This window comes from Nocardia concava NBRC 100430, from assembly GCF_000308815.1.
GTDB lineage: Bacteria > Actinomycetota > Actinomycetes > Mycobacteriales > Mycobacteriaceae > Nocardia > Nocardia concava.
Map to the genome: position 1 here is coordinate 46,488 of NZ_BAFX01000065.1, position 14,790 is coordinate 61,277.

Genomic DNA, 14,790 nt, shown 5'->3' on the forward strand with positions numbered 1-14,790 from the left:
GGCTGGATCGCGCACGGGCGTGCGATGGTTCAACGTCTATCAGGATCCGGAGCTGTGGGAGCAGCAGGGCGATGCGGCCGGAGTCCTCACGCAATGGGTGGGCGACCATCTCATGCGACCGCACCCGGACCTCGGACGGCCGGGACCGGTCTGCCCGTTCGTCCGGCACAGCCTGACGCGCCGGCTGTTCTGGGCCGGGCTCGCGGAGGGCGGCGATGACCTGCCGGTTGAGCAGATGAACCTCATCGTCGATGACGCGTTCGAGCTGTATCGCCAGCTGCGGCAGCAGAATCCGGCCGAGGCACGAGGATTGACGCTGGTCACCGTGTTCCCCGGACTCACCCGCTACGACCTGATCGACGCCGTTCATCGCGACCGCAAGACCGAGGTGGTGTCGCAGGGCATGATGCTCGGCCAGTTCTACCCCGGCTGCAGCGTCCCCGGCCTCTGGGACCGCGACTTCCATCCCCTGGATTCGCCGCTACCCATGCTGGTCCTGCGCGCCATGATGAGCACCGACTTCCCCTTCCTCGTCGCCCGCTCCGACTGGCTCTACGCCTACTTCTCCCAGCTCGCCCCCGATCTCCCCCGCAATCTCCGCTGGTCGATAGCTGAACGGATGCGAGTATCCGAATCGGAGGCGGGCGAGATCACCGCCCTGCGGGCACATTCCGCCGACGAACACGCGCGGTGATTCCCGGAAATAGGCTCTAACGGCGGGATACTCCAGTCATGCATCGGCTATCACGCGCCCTCCTTACCCTGATCGCCACATTTGCTGCCCTTGTGCCCGTCACCGCCTCCGCCGACCCGGGCGACGGCTCCGCAATCGTCGGCGTGCGCCCGCTCGGCGGCCGCCAGTACGAGGTGACCGTCTACTCCGCGGCCATGAACCGAACCATCCCGGTATGGGTTTCACACCCGGACTTCCCGGCCCCGGCCTTCTACCTCCTCAATGCCGTCGACGGCGGCGAGGACGGCGGGCCCTGGACCAACCGCACCGACGTGGCCCAGTTCTTCGCCGACAAACCGGTCAACGTCATCACCCCGGTCGGCGGCCGGGCCAGCTTCTACACCGACTGGGTGGCCGACGACCCGACCCTGGGCCGAAACAAATGGTCCACCTTCCTGATTCACGAGCTCCCGCCCCTCCTGGAATCGCGCTTCCAAATGACCGGCCGGAATGCGGTGGCAGGCGCATCGATGTCGGCAACCTCCGCCCTCGACCTGGCCATCGACGCCCCCGGCATGTACCAAGCGGTCGGCTCCTACAGCGGCTGCCCCCGCACCAGCGACGCCGTGGCCCGCAACTACGTCCGCTCCGAATTGGGTTTGTTCGGCGCGAATGCGGCCAATATGTGGGGGGCTGACGACAATCCGGCTTGGAACGCCCACGACCCGGTGCTGAACGCGGAACTCCTCCGCGGCGTGGCCCTCTACATCTCCGCCGGGAATGGGCTGCCCGGAATCCACGAGGGCATCGGCGATGCCTCGATCGCGGGGGACGTGCCCCGGCTTACGGACCGACTGGCTGTTGGGGGAATCATGGAATCGGTGGTGCGGAATTGCACGGATTCGCTTGTGGGGCGGCTGGCTTCGCTTGGGATTCCGGCACAGGTGGCTTACCGCAATGGGACTCATGCTTGGCCTTACTGGCAGGACGATGTCCACGATTCCTGGCCATTGTTTGCGGCGGCATTGGGGGTTTAGTTTGAAAACCCTTATATCACTTGGCAATTCGGTTCGAAAGGATGATCGAGAAGCGTAGAATGGAGGCATGACCAGCGGTGGAGGGAATCTCGGGGGTGGCACGATCGCTTCGGCGATCGCGCTGCTGTCGGAGATCACCGACGCTTTGCTCGCTAACTCTTTCGATCCTGCTACCGATGATGAATTCGTTGTTCAGATGCAGGAATTCGAAACCGTCAAGCGTCGCCTGGCCGCGGTCGATCACCGGTTCGTGAAGGAAGCCGAGAAGCGGTACCTGCCCCAGAAAGCGGGCTGGAAGAACCACACCGACAAATACCTCGCACAGGTCCTGCGCCTGGGGCATATCGAGGCCCGCACCCGCGTCAATGCCGCCACCCTGCTCGGTGAACGCCAAGAAGCAGGGCAGATCCTGGAACCGACCCTGGCGTGGGTCGCCTACGCCCAGCGGCAAGGCCTGGCCTCCCCCGATCACGTGCGACGCATCGTGCAGATCATGGGCCGCATCCCGCAGAAGGTCGACGAGGAACTCAAGGGCGACGCCGAAATCCAGCTGGCCCACTTCGCCACCCGCTCCACCCCCGATGATCTGCCCAAGATCGGGGACCGGATCCTCGGGTTCCTCGACCCCGACGGCCGCCTCGTCAGCGAAGACGACCGCCAGGCGCGGCGCGGGATCATCCTGGGCAAGCAAGGCGTGGACGGCATGAGCACCATCACCGGCCAGCTCACCCCCGCCGCGCGTGCCCTGCTGGATCCGATCTTCGCTGACCTCGCGCAGCCGGGCATGTGCAACCCGGATGATCCGCAGAGCCCGCAGCGCGCCAAGGGAATCCACCCCGATGCTTTGCAGGCGGCCGCCCGCCGTGACACCCGTTCCACCGCGCAGCGTCAGCATGATGCGTTGATCGCGTTGCTGCGCCCGGAGATGGGTCCGGCCAACCTTGGCCAGCACCGTGGCCTGCCGGTCTCGACGATCATCACCATGTCGCTCGCCGAGGTCGAGGCCGCCGCCGGTGTCGCGACCACCGCCTCCGGTGGGACGGTCCCGATGGGAGAGGCGCTGCAGTTGGCGCAGCAGTCGCGTCCGTTCCTCGTCGTGTTCGACCACGCCGGTCGCCCTTTGCATTTCGGTCGCGCCAGGGGTCACCGTCTGGCCTCCGCTGATCAGCGGATGGCTTTGATCGCCACCGAGCGTGGCTGCACCCGCCCCGGCTGCGACGCCCCCGCCACGCTGTGCACGGTGCATCACGTCACCGATTGGTCCAAAGGCGGGCCCTCCGACATCGAAAACCTCACCCTGGCATGCGATTCCTGCCACTCGCTGATCGGGGAAGGCCCCGACCGGTGGAAAACGGTAGTCATGCCACCGGATTCCGAACATGCCGGGCGCATCGGCTGGATCGCCCCGGTCGCCATCGACCCCACCCAAACACCGCAGGTCAACGACCGTCACCATGCCGGGGAGCTGGCGGCTGCCTTGCTCACAAAGATCAAGAAGCGCAAGCGCCCGGCGGTCCGGTGCGGGTTACGTCCCTAATTCCCGTGGCAGCCTCACCCAAGGTGGGGCCCCGTGGGCTGCTTCCGAAACCGGCTGCTCGTGTGAAGCTGGCGTACGCAAAGCACGGGGAAGCGTGGTTGCGCCGCCTGCCCTACCGCACTTGGGCTGACGCCAAGCCCGGAGCCGCCACCCACCGATCCCAGCCCACGGACTGCACGCATCACCTACTCGAAACAACACAACAAGAACCAAAACCCCAGCACCAACGCTCATTGACAACTCCACAAGGTGCCAAACTCCCCGCCCAGCCCCTCCCCGCCTGTCTCTTCATCGAGCGGCACATCCTGGAGGGCCTTTGTCCTGTTCCTCCCTAATCCCGCCTCCAAAATGTGCCTCTCGGCGACAGCAACCGGGCAAATTGGACACGCGACGGGCGTCTTTGAGTGTTCTACCCCGGGCCGCTGCGCGCCCGAGCCTCGAGGAGGCTGGTGCCGCCACCGAGGTGCCCAACCCAACCCCCTCCCCACCCCTCCTCCTGGCGTCTTTGTCTTTTGTTCTTTGATCTCTTGGCTCTTTGTGTCACACTCCGCCCCCGAGCCTGGTCATGCCAGCATGACTATTCTTTTCTGGATCCTGGCCCTCGAGTTCCTCATGGGTGCGGTAACCAAGTTCTGGCCCGGCCCTACGTTCTTCGGCCCGGCGTACTCGGAAAAGTTCCCCAGCTGGGGTTGGCCCGGGTGGTTCCGGTTCGTGGTCGGCGCTGTCGAAGGGGTCTGCGCGATACTTCTGGTCCTCCCGTATCACGAGACACGCTTTCTCGGCGCTGCCGTCCTGATCCTCGTCCTGACGGGAGCCGTGGTAACCCACATCGTCAACCATCACAGCATCAAGGAAAGCGTCTCCGCCCCGGTGCATCTCGTCATCATGACCATCGTCGCTCTGGCTACCTGGCCAGCTCAGTGGACGGATGTGATCCAGCCTGGCCAGTGGTCGTAAGCGGATTCACGCCTGGGGCCAGGAGATTTCCAGTTCGGTGACGTCGAAGCCCGCTGAGAAGTGGGCGATTCGGGGTTCGCTGGCGCGGCCGCCGTGGCGTTCGTAGAAGGCGATCGCGGGGGTATTCGCTTGCAGCACTTCCAGGTACACGGGGCGGCCTGGGTACATGCTGGCGGCCCAGTCGAATCCGTGTCGCAACAGTTGGCCGCCGATGCCGCCTCGTTTGAGGGTCGGGTCGACGTGGAGGTTGTCGATGAGGACTCGACCGTCCGGTTGGAGGGAGAGATAGATGAATCCGACCAGGTTCTGGTCAGATTCGGCGACGAACAGATCGCCCTCGGCGAGGCCGACGGTCAGGCGGGTGAGCCAGAGGACCTGGTGGTCGTGCTCCAGCGGGCCATTGAGGAATGACTCCGGCATGATTTCCGCGTAGGCGGTGCGCCAGCTGGCGGTGTGCAGCGTGGCGACCGCTTTCGCGTCGGAGTCGGTGCCGGGGCGGATCCGGATCTCCATGGGGCTTAGGACCGTTCGTCGAAGGCTCGGAGGATTTCCTCGGCGGCCAGGGCCGGAGTCAGTGAGCCGTCGCGGATCTGTTTTTCTACCTGGCCTCGTAGTGCCTTCACGTTCGGGTTTTCGGTGAGGCGGCGCAGGAGGTTGTCGTGGACCATGGTCCAGGTCCAGTCGACCTGTTGGCGGCGGCGCTTTTCGGCGAATTCGCCTGCTTCGGTGAGGACTCGGCGGTGGGTTAGTACGGTGTCCCAGAATGCGTCGAGGCCGATTCCGTTCAGGCCAGACATGGTGAGGACCGGTGGGCGCCACAGGGATTCGCGGGGGTGGATCAGGCGCATGGCGCCCTGGAGTTCGCGGGCGGCGGCCTTGGCTTCCAGCTCGTGGCGGCCGTCGGCCTTATTCACGGCTACCAGGTCGGCGAGTTCGAGGACGCCCTTCTTGATGCCCTGTAGCTGGTCGCCGGTGCGGGCCAGGGTGAGGAAGCAGAAGACGTCGACCATATTGGCTACGGTGACCTCGGATTGGCCTACGCCGACGGTCTCCACCAGGATGACGTCGTAGCCTGCCGCCTCCAGCAGGACGATGGTCTCGCGGGTCGCTTTCGCCACGCCGCCAAGGGTTCCCGCGGTGGGTGAAGGGCGGATGAAGGCGTCGCGTTCCACCGATAGACGCGCCATGCGGGTCTTGTCACCGAGGATGGAGCCGCCGGTGCGAGTCGAGGACGGGTCCACGGCCAGGACCGCGACGCGGTGGCCCTGGCCGATGAGGTACATGCCGAGCGCGTCGATGAATGTCGACTTGCCGACACCCGGAACACCCGTGATACCAACGCGATTCGAGAGCACCTTGCCGGATTCGGGTCTCAGCTTCAGCAGGAGCTGCTGGGCCAGGTCCCGATGGTCGGCGCGGGTGGATTCGACGAGGGTGATGGCGCGGGCCAGCCCGGCCCGCTCCCCCGCCGCCACCTGTGCGGCCAGTTGGTCGACGTCGATTACTCGGCGTGCCGCCGGACCGGCGGCGGGAGCGCCGGGGGCGGAGCGGCCGACCCCGGCGGTGGTGCCGAGCCGAGGGTGGTTCGTGCCACCCTCGGTTCCGCGTGCGGCGTCGCTCATTCCGTTGCGCCGGTGCCGATCTCGTGGCCCAGCTGTGCGGCCAGCTTCTGGATCAGGTCGATGGCGGCATCGGCGATGATGGTGCCGGGGCCGAAGATGCCGGCCGCACCCGCCGCGTACAGCTCGTCGTAGTCACCGGGCGGGATGACGCCGCCGACGGTGACCATGATGTCGGGGCGGCCGACATCGGCCAGTGCCTGCCGCAGGGCGGGCACCAGCGTGAGGTGGCCGGCTGCCAGCGAGGAGACGCCGACGACGTGCACGTCGTTGTCGGCTGCCTGCTGGGCCACCTCTTCGGGGGTCTGGAACAGCGGGCCCACGTCGACGTCCATGCCGAGGTCGGCGAACGCGGTGGCGATCACCTTCTGGCCGCGGTCGTGGCCGTCCTGGCCCATCTTGGCGATGAGGATGCGGGGGCGGCGGCCCTCGGCCTCACCGAACGCCTCGACCAGCTCGATGGCCTTGCTGATGTTGGTCACCTTGCCTGCCTCCTCGCGGTAAACGCCGGACAGGGTGCGGATTTCCGCCTGGTGGCGGCCGTACACCTTCTCCAGCGCGTCGGAGATCTCGCCGACGGTGGCCTTGGCGCGAGCCGCGTTGATGGCCAGGGCCATCAGGTTGTTGTCCATGCCGCCCTCGGACGAGGCTGCCGCACGGGTCAATTCGGCCAGCGCCTTCTCGACCTCGGCCGAATCACGCTCGGCGCGCAGCTTTTCCAGCTTGGCGTTCTGCTCGGCGCGCACGCGCGAGTTCTCGACCTTGAGCACCTCGATCGGGGTGTCTTCCTCGACCTGGTACTTGTTCACGCCGATCACCGGCTGCTGGCCGGTGTCGATGCGGGCCTGGGTGCGGGCCGCGGCCTCCTCGATGCGCAGCTTCGGGATGCCCTCCGAAATCGCCTGCGCCATACCGCCGTGCGCCTCGATCTCGGCGATGTGGGCGCGGGCGCGCTCGGCCAGCTGGTGGGTCAGCCATTCCACGTAGTACGAGCCGCCCCACGGGTCGGCCGGACGGGTGGTGTTGGACTCCTGCTGGATCAGCAGCTGGGTGTTGCGGGCGATGCGGGCGGAGAAGTCCGTCGGCAGCGCCAGCGCCTCGTCCAGCGCGTTCGTGTGCAGCGACTGGGTGTGGCCCTGGGTCGCGGCCATGGCCTCGACGCAGGTGCGGGCGACGTTGTTGAACACATCCTGCGCGGTCAGCGACCAGCCCGAGGTCTGCGAATGCGTGCGCAGCGCAAGGGACTTGGAGTTCTTGGGCTCGAACTTGGCGACCAGCTCGTTCCACAGCAGGCGCCCGGCGCGCAGCTTGGCGACCTCCATGAAGAAGTTCATGCCGATGGCCCAGAAGAACGAAAGTCGCGGCGCGAACTTGTCGACCTCCATGCCCGCGTCCAGACCGGCCTTGATGTACTCCACGCCGTCGGCGAGGGTGTAGGCCAGCTCCAGGTCGGCGGTCGCGCCCGCTTCCTGAATGTGGTAGCCGGAGATGGAGATCGAGTTGAACTTCGGCATCTTCGCGGAGGTGTAGGCGAAGATGTCGGAGATGATCCGCATCGAGGGCTTGGGCGGGTAGATGTAGGTGTTGCGGACCATGAACTCCTTCAGAATGTCGTTCTGAATGGTTCCGGCCAGCTGCTCGGGCGCGACGCCCTGTTCCTCGGCGGCGACGACGTAGAGCGCCAGGATCGGCAGCACCGCGCCGTTCATGGTCATCGACACCGAAACCTGGTCCAGCGGAATCTGATCGAACAGTTCCCGCATGTCGAGGATGGAGTCGATGGCGACACCGGCCATGCCGACGTCACCGGTCACGCGCGGGTGATCCGAGTCGTAGCCGCGGTGGGTGGCCAGGTCGAAGGCGACCGACAGGCCCTTCTGACCCGACTGCAGGTTGCGGCGGTAGAAGGCGTTCGAGTCCGCGGCGGTGGAGAAGCCCGCGTACTGGCGGATCGTCCACGGCTGGTTCACGTACATGGTCGGGTACGGGCCGCGCAGGAACGGGGCCACACCCGGCACGCTGTCGAGGGGGTAGCCCTCGGCGACGATGGCGTCGCGGTCGGCCTTGGTGAACACCGGCGGCACGTCGATGCCTTCGGGCGTCGACCACGTGAGCTGTTCGGGCGCATAGTGATTGGCGCTCGCGGCCTCGGCGACGAACTCCTCGACCTGCGCGGCGCTGACCTGCGCGGGCGCGGTCTCGCCCTCGGTCAGCGGCACTTCGGCGAAATTGCCGATGCGATGCTTGATATCGCTCATCTCTACGCTCCCAGCTTTTCGAGCAGGCCGGTCAGAGCCGCCACGGCATCCATGCGCGCGGTCACGAAGCCATCCGGGCGATCCGCCCCGGAAAGCTCAGCGACCGCCTTCTCGGGCCCGGCCAGCAGCACGGTGGTCACACCCGCCCCCCGCAGTTCCTGCACGGCCGCGGCGGCATCGGTGCCGTAGCGCTTATCGGAGCCACACAGCACGGCGATCGACGGACCGGCCTCGGTGACGGCTTCGATGCCGCCGGAGGCCAGCAGGTTGGTGGTGAAGGTGACACGAACATTGTTCTCCGCCACCGGTCCCAGCGGAACCAGCCGCACCTGCGGGCGCTTGCCCTGGGCGGCGAGGAAGGCGTCCGAGCGGTTGCGCAGCGCCTCGAACGCCGCGCCGTAGCGGGCGGTGCCGTTGGCGGCGCGGGCCTGCTCCGACAGCGGCCTCTCGCCGAGGTTCGGGAACTCGTTGACGCCGGTGACGGCCGTCTTGCGGTGCGCCACATCGGAATCCCGCTTGGCCTTGGTCTCGCCGATGCGCTCGGCGAGCAGACCCTTCTGCAACGCGGCCAGGTAACCACCCGCGGCCTCGATCTCCTGCATGAACTCCCACGCCTTGGCGGCGAGTTCATCGGTGAGCGACTCCACGTACCAGGAGCCCGCAGCCGGGTCCACCACGTGGCCGAGGTGGGATTCCTCGAGCAGCAGCAGCTGGGTGTTGCGGGCCATGCGCTCCGAGAACGCCTTGGAGACTTCGAGTTCCCCGGCGGGCAGCGCGTCGTCGAAGGGCAGCACGGTGACAATGTCCGCGCCGCCGACGCCCGCGCCGAACGCGGCCAGGGTGGTGCGCAGCATGTTCACCCACGGATCGCGCTGGCTCATCATGGCCGCCGAAGTGATCGCCTGCTGCGGTGCGTTGCCGAAGGCCGGAGCGCCGCAGACGTGCGCCACGCGGGCCCAGAGCTTGCGGGCCGCACGGAATTTCGCGATGGTCTCGAACTGGTCGTCGGTGGCCGCGAAGCGGAACTCCAACTGGCCCAGCGCATCCGCGATATCGGCGCCGGCATCGGTGAGCGAGCGCAGGTATTCGAGACCGGCGGCCACGGCCGCGCCCAACTCCTGGGCGTCGGAGGCGCCCTGGTTGTGGAAGGCCACGCCGCACACGGTGATGGCACGGACCGTCTCGGTGCGAGCCACCGCCTGCTGAGCCAGCGCGATCGCGCCGTCCAGATCGATGGCCTGCGTGCCCGCGAACAGGCTCGTCAGCGGGGTCGCACCCAGCGAGACGCGAATGTCCTTGCGGTTCGGAGCCGAATAGCCGTCCAGCACCGAGAACAGCGCGGCGGCAGCCTCATTGGCGGCCGGACCGGCATCCAGGGTCAGCGGCGCGAGCTCGAACAGGAAGCCCTGCAGCGCGGTGGCGATCCCGTCGACCGGCACGCCGCGCTCGGCGACGCCCAGCCATACGGCGCTCACGCCATTGTCGAGCGCGAAGAGGATGTCCCCATTGACGGCCTTGGCGTCCGCGCCGCCGAAGCGCTGGCTCACGAACCACCCGCGGTGCACGTCGCGGGTGGCGTCGCCACCGCGCACGTAGGGGAACTGCCCGGGCAAAGGCTGCTCGGGCAGTTCGTCGCGGCGCGTGTACAGCGGGTTGACCGTCAGACCGTCGTAGGTCGTGACCGCGAGCAGCTTCTCCGGCTCATCCGGCAATTCGCTCGCATCCACCCTGCGGGCCTTGGCCAGCACCCCGGCGACACCCTTGCGCCAGGCGGCAAACTCGGGCACCGGATCGGTGTCCGAGTCGGAAGCAATCGGCATAGCTGCTTGTCCTTCTTCCACTCCCTGACCGTGTGGCTGTTTTTCTGGACTTCGCCCAGCTCAACGGCCACTTTGGTTAACGAGCATTCATGGTCTTTCCCCTGATGCTAGCGGCACCCTTTCGATTACCGTCTCCGGAGTCTCACTACCAGCGGGTAACCTGGCGCGGTGCCAACAACCGTGCGCGGGCCGCTCGACCGGGTATCCGGGCTGCTCAACCGCCTCCGTCAACCGCGAACCCTGGCCTTGCTGATCGGCTGCGGGCTACTGTTCGCCGTGGCCGCCTTCGCGCCGCATCCGGCACCGCAGCAGATCCGGGAGTGGGCCGATTCGGTCGGGCCCGCACTGCCATTGGTGTTCTTCGCGGTCCACACGCTGGTCTGTATCGTGCCCTTCCCGCGCACGATCTTCACACTCAGCGCGGGCATGTTGTTCGGGTCGGCCGAGGGGCTGACGCTGGCGATCACGGCCACGACTTTGAGTGCGGTTCTTGCCCTGTGGCTGGTCCGGGCCCTCGACCACGAGCGGGTGCGGGCGCGGCTGACGCATCCGACCGTCCAGGCCGTCGATGCCCGGCTCGCGCGTCGCGGGTGGCTGGCGGTCGGATCCCTGCGGCTTATCGCGTTCGCGCCGTTCTCCATCGTGAACTATTGCGCGGCACTGTCTTCGATCCGCTTCACGCCGTATCTGGTCGCCACCTTCCTCGGGATCATTCCCGGCACGGTCGGCACCGTGCTGCTCGGCGACGCCCTCACCAATCGCACCTCCCCCGCGCAGTGGATCGTGACGGCGGCCTGTCTCGCGCTCGGCGTGATCGGCCTGGTCGTGGACGCGCGCATGGCGGTCGAGAACTAGCGAATCGCCGTCCGACCGACCTCCCCGATTTGAAACGTTCGGCGTTCTAACCTGTCGTCAAATAAGCAGGCAGGAGCACTTATCGAATCCGGAGGTGTGGAGGTTGTGAGCGATTCAGCTTCTCGGGCAGGCGGCAATAGATTCCCCGACACGTGGCTGGCCTTGATCCGGCAGCCTCCGCCGACTCCCGTGCTCGTCGCCATCGGCTTCATCGCACTTCTGCCGGCGCTGCTCACCGGCGGTCCGGTCGCCGCCGCCGTCGCCATCTGGTACCGCGGAAACGGCCCGGATGAACGCGGCTTTCCCCTGCTGCTCGCGGTTCTGGTCGTGATGGGCATGTTCGCCACCGCAGCGCTGGCCCTCGGCACGGCGTGGCGACGCAGCCGCGAGACGCCGAACGGTGAAAACCCCTCCGTCCCACCGTCCGACGCCTCCGCACCCGCAGCCCCTGCTCCGGCGTGCGATTCGATGGTCGCCGAAGAACCCACCCGCTAGGCAGCCTGCGCATACCACTCATGACCGTGGTGTGTGCACCCCGAACCCCCTGACAACGGGGGCTCGGCACTTCGATTCGGGTAGTTCGGTACCCGTGCGAAGTCGCCACGGCCGGAGGATCCTCTAGGACTGTGAGTACGACTGGGGTCACGGTCGTGGTGGCCGAGGACTCGATGTTGATCCGCGACAGCGTTTTACGGGTACTGGCGACCGATGACACGATCGAGGTGGTCGGCATCGCGACCGATTACGACGCCACGGTCCAGCTGGTGCGCACTACCGAACCGAATGTGCTCATCACCGATATCCGCATGCCGCCCACCGGAACCGACGAGGGCATCCGGCTGGCCCGGCAATTGCGCGTGACCCAGCCGGGCACCGGCGTGATCGCGCTGTCTCACTATGCCGAGCCCCAGTACGCCACCGGACTGCTCGACGGCGGCTCGGCCGGGCGCGGGTATCTGCTCAAGGAGCACATCGCCCGCTTCGACCAGCTGCTCAGTGCAGTCCACGTCGTCGCGGGCGGCGGATCGGTGCTCGATCCGGTCATTGTCGAGACCCTGCTGGCACGCCGTCGCGAGGACGCCATGGTCTATCGCCTCACCGCCCGCGAGCGGCAGGTGCTCGCCGAGATCGCCGGCGGCGGCAGCAATCGCGTGGTGGCGCAACGGCTCTCGCTGTCGCAGCGGGCGGTCGAGAAGCACATCAACTCGATCTTCGCCAAGTTCGGCCTCACCTCCGACCCTGCCCTGGATCAGCGGGTCACCGCCGTGCTGATGTTCCTGGCCGCACACACCGACTAAGGGGTGCGTGCACCCTTTCCCGATCCACGCCCGAGTCTCACCATGACAGACATGACCGCGCAGGTACAGGTGTGGATCGTCGACGACCGCCCCGCCTTCCGGCGTGCGGCCGCCGCGATGGTCGCGGCGAGCGCCGGATTCGTCGTCGCGGGCGAGGCCGACAGCGGTGAGGCGGCAGTGGAATTGACCCGCGACGCCGCCATCGGACTGGTGCTGATGGACATCAATATGCCCGGCATGGGCGGTATCGAGGCGACGCGGCGCATTCGCTCCGGGCATCCCGGGGTGGCGGTGCTGCTCATGTCGACCTATGACACGACCGATCTCCCCCACGAGGTATCACAGTGCGGCGCAGCAGGTTACGTGCACAAGGAGACGCTGAGCCCGCAGCTGCTGCGGCGGATCTGGAGCGAGCTGACACCGTCGTGAACTCCGACGGCACGGGCTCCCTGGCCCGCCGCCGGCTGCGCCAGCTGATCTACGCGCTGATCGTCACGACCGGAGTCCTGATCGCGCTCAATATCGCCGCGGCGTGCTGGCGGCCCACGATCTGGGTCTTCGCCATGCTGGCCGTGCTGGTGGTGGAGGCGCTGGTCTTCCTCGTGGCGCTGCACACGGCGCGGCGCGGGCCGCTGGAACGATCGGTCGCCACCCTCTCGATCATGATCTGGGCGGGCGCGATTCTCGCGTCCTGGATCTCACCGCTCACCCTGCCGATGCACTCGGTCGCGGCGCTCATCCCGGCCATCTCCGCGGTGCCCTATGTGCCGCGGCGGCATCTGCCGCACTATTTCGTGGGGACGCTGGCCAGCGCATTCCTCTGTGCCGCGCTGGCTCTGCCGCTGGTCACCTCGGTATCCGCACCGGTCACCGTGAAATACATTGCCACGCTGGGTTTCCCGGCCGTCACCGCGCCGATCCTGCTGGTCGTGTGGCACACCGCGACCACCATGCGGGACATGGCGATCATCGCACGCCGCAATGCCGATGCGCTGCGCTCCTCGCAGCGGCTGCTCGCCGAACGCGCCGACCAGCTCACGGCGTCGCGAGCGAGGCTGGTCGCGGTCACCGACGCCGAACGCCGTCGGCTGGAACAGGATCTGCACGATGGGGCGCAGCAGCAGCTCGTCGCGGTCGCGGTCACCCTGCAGCTCGCCCGCCAGACCGCCGCCGACGATGCGGCGGCCTGTGCCGAATTGATCGGCGAGGCAGGCGAACTGCTGCAGACCGCGATCGCCGAGATTCGCCGCCTCGCCCAGGGCATCTACCCACCACTACTGGCCCGCGACGGCCTCCGCGCCGCCCTGCCCGCCGCCGCGACCCGCTCCCCCGTACCGGTGCGAGTCCGCGTCGACCGGATCGGCCGCTACCGCCAGGACATCGAAACCGCCCTCTACTACTGCTGTCTCGAAGCCCTGCAAAACAGCGCCAAACACGGCGGCCCGGGCACCACCGTCGTCATCACCGCCCATCAAACCAGCGGAACCCTGCTGCTCACCATCTCCGACACCGGCCGCGGCTTCGATCCAACGCTCGCCACCGAAGGCTCCGGCCTCACCAACATGAAGGACCGCCTCTCGGTGATCGGCGGCACCCTCACCATCGACACCGCCCCCGCCCTGGGCACCCGCCTGACCGCCACCATCCCCACCCAGCCGCTGGCGTCGCCCTAGCGCCGCAATGAAACTCGCTGGTCAGGTCCCGCGCGGGGCGACCATGATGTACTCACGCGCGATTCACGACCGATACGACGGAGGTTCCATGCGTTTGATCTCGAGTGGCCGGCTGCATGCCACGTTCGAACTCGGCGATCTGCGGGTGATCTCGCTGCGAGACGGGTACATCGACATGCCCCCGACCCGGTTGCGCGACGAGGACGGGCGCACGTTCCTCGAGTTGCCGTCCGCCGTCCCGTTGGTCGGCGAGAATCTGCGTCTGGCGGTCAACGCCTTCTTCGTCACCGATGGTGCGCGGGCGCTGCTCATCGACACCGGCGGGTCGGACGTCTGGCACGACCCCACCATGGGATTGATCTACGACGCGCTCGACGAAGCGGGAGTCGACCGCGCGCAGATCACCGACGTGGCCATCACCCACCGGCATTCGGACCATGTGAGCGGCCTGATCGCACCGGACGGTTCGGAGGCGTTCGCGAAACTCGAGCGCGTGTGGGTCGGCGTGGGCGACACCGCGGTGTTCGAGGGGCGGCTGGAGCCGATCCGCGACCGGGTCGTGCGGATGTCGGAGCGGGTCGCGATCACCGATTGGGCCACCGCGATTCCGGCACCGGGCCATACACCCGGTCACACCGTCTTCGACATCAGTAGCGGTACCGGCCATCTGCTGGTCTGGGGCGACACGGTGCACGTTCCCTCGCTCCAGTTCGGTCGGCCGAATGTGGCCTGGGAGTACGACGACGACCAGTCCCGGGCCCGTATCGCGCGGGCCGTTCTGCTGGAACAACTGATCCGACCGAACCATTTCGTCGCCGGAGCGCACCTCGAATCACCCGGCATCGCCCGCGTAGCCCGTTCCGGCGATGGCTACACGCTCGAATACCTCACAGCACCGATCGGCTGATCCGTGCCGCAGACTCAGCGCCGCCTTCGAATCACGGTGATCGTGGCGCTGTTCGAGAGCGCCTGCCCGCGACAGGATCTGGCCGGACGGTTTCGGTCTCGCATCGGAGCCGCCGGTCCACCTGTTCGAGAGAGAGGCGCTTCGCGTGAGTCCCCA

14 protein-coding genes are annotated in these 14,790 nt (G+C 67.3%); 10 read left to right on the forward strand and 4 right to left on the reverse strand.

All coding sequences use genetic code 11. From position 1 onward, the window contains the following. Positions 1 to 19: 19 nt before the first annotated feature. The 4 genes from ON43_RS13580 to ON43_RS13595 all read left to right on the forward strand — a co-directional run bounded on the left by ON43_RS13580 (position 20) and on the right by ON43_RS13595 (position 4,204). Entirely contained in the window at positions 20 to 694 is a 675-nt protein-coding gene (locus tag ON43_RS13580; protein ID WP_051178386.1) for a DUF6875 domain-containing protein, read from the forward strand. Between the two features lie 38 nt (positions 695 to 732). Beyond that, on the forward strand, positions 733 to 1,710 hold the full coding sequence (locus tag ON43_RS13585; RefSeq protein ID WP_040807470.1) for an alpha/beta hydrolase: 978 nt from the start codon (positions 733 to 735) through the stop codon (positions 1,708 to 1,710). 67 nt (positions 1,711 to 1,777) lie between these two features. After that, entirely contained in the window at positions 1,778 to 3,247 is a 1,470-nt protein-coding gene (locus tag ON43_RS13590; RefSeq protein ID WP_051178387.1) for an HNH endonuclease signature motif containing protein, read from the forward strand. 573 nt (positions 3,248 to 3,820) lie between these two features. Further along, positions 3,821 to 4,204, forward strand: coding sequence for a DoxX family protein (locus ON43_RS13595; RefSeq protein ID WP_040807471.1), 384 nt, complete (start codon positions 3,821 to 3,823; stop codon positions 4,202 to 4,204). Between the two features lie 6 nt (positions 4,205 to 4,210). On the opposite strand, the gene ON43_RS13600 is transcribed toward ON43_RS13595, so the two are convergent. The 4 genes from ON43_RS13600 to ON43_RS13615 are packed head-to-tail and all read right to left on the reverse strand — an operon-like array spanning position 4,211 to position 9,901. Continuing rightward, on the reverse strand, positions 4,211 to 4,717 hold the full coding sequence (locus ON43_RS13600; protein ID WP_245568576.1) for a GNAT family N-acetyltransferase: 507 nt from the start codon (positions 4,715 to 4,717) through the stop codon (positions 4,211 to 4,213). A gap of 5 nt (positions 4,718 to 4,722) precedes the next feature. Continuing rightward, a complete protein-coding gene (meaB, locus tag ON43_RS13605; RefSeq protein WP_083913394.1) occupies positions 4,723 to 5,826 on the reverse strand; it encodes a methylmalonyl Co-A mutase-associated GTPase MeaB in 1,104 nt (367 codons plus the stop codon). Next, positions 5,823 to 8,081 (reverse strand): methylmalonyl-CoA mutase, encoded by a 2,259-nt coding sequence (scpA, locus tag ON43_RS13610; RefSeq protein ID WP_040807472.1) that lies wholly within the window; start codon positions 8,079 to 8,081, stop codon positions 5,823 to 5,825. Before scpA ends, meaB begins: the two co-directional genes overlap by 4 nt. A 2-nt stretch (positions 8,082 to 8,083) precedes the next feature. Further along, positions 8,084 to 9,901, reverse strand: a complete 1,818-nt coding sequence (locus tag ON43_RS13615) for a methylmalonyl-CoA mutase family protein (RefSeq protein WP_040807473.1) — start codon at positions 9,899 to 9,901, stop codon at positions 8,084 to 8,086. A 168-nt stretch (positions 9,902 to 10,069) separates the two neighbouring features. On the opposite strand from ON43_RS13615, the gene ON43_RS13620 reads away from it, so the two are divergent. From ON43_RS13620 to ON43_RS13645, 6 genes are all read left to right on the forward strand, one after another. Next, entirely contained in the window at positions 10,070 to 10,756 is a 687-nt protein-coding gene (locus ON43_RS13620; RefSeq protein ID WP_306304965.1) for a TVP38/TMEM64 family protein, read from the forward strand. A 105-nt stretch (positions 10,757 to 10,861) separates the two neighbouring features. Next, positions 10,862 to 11,251 carry a hypothetical protein gene (locus ON43_RS13625; protein WP_157514018.1) on the forward strand — a complete coding sequence of 130 codons (390 nt, stop codon included), beginning with the start codon at positions 10,862 to 10,864 and terminating at the stop codon, positions 11,249 to 11,251. Between the two features lie 131 nt (positions 11,252 to 11,382). Next, positions 11,383 to 12,054, forward strand: coding sequence for a response regulator transcription factor (locus ON43_RS13630; RefSeq protein WP_245568577.1), 672 nt, complete (start codon positions 11,383 to 11,385; stop codon positions 12,052 to 12,054). A 51-nt stretch (positions 12,055 to 12,105) separates the two neighbouring features. Further along, positions 12,106 to 12,483, forward strand: coding sequence for a response regulator (locus tag ON43_RS13635; protein WP_157514019.1), 378 nt, complete (start codon positions 12,106 to 12,108; stop codon positions 12,481 to 12,483). Further along, positions 12,480 to 13,727, forward strand: a complete 1,248-nt coding sequence (locus ON43_RS42465; RefSeq protein WP_051178388.1) for a sensor histidine kinase — start codon at positions 12,480 to 12,482, stop codon at positions 13,725 to 13,727. Before ON43_RS13635 ends, ON43_RS42465 begins: the two co-directional genes overlap by 4 nt. A gap of 88 nt (positions 13,728 to 13,815) precedes the next feature. After that, positions 13,816 to 14,634, forward strand: a complete 819-nt coding sequence (locus ON43_RS13645) for an MBL fold metallo-hydrolase (RefSeq protein WP_040807569.1) — start codon at positions 13,816 to 13,818, stop codon at positions 14,632 to 14,634. The last annotated feature ends 156 nt before the right edge of the window (positions 14,635 to 14,790 follow it).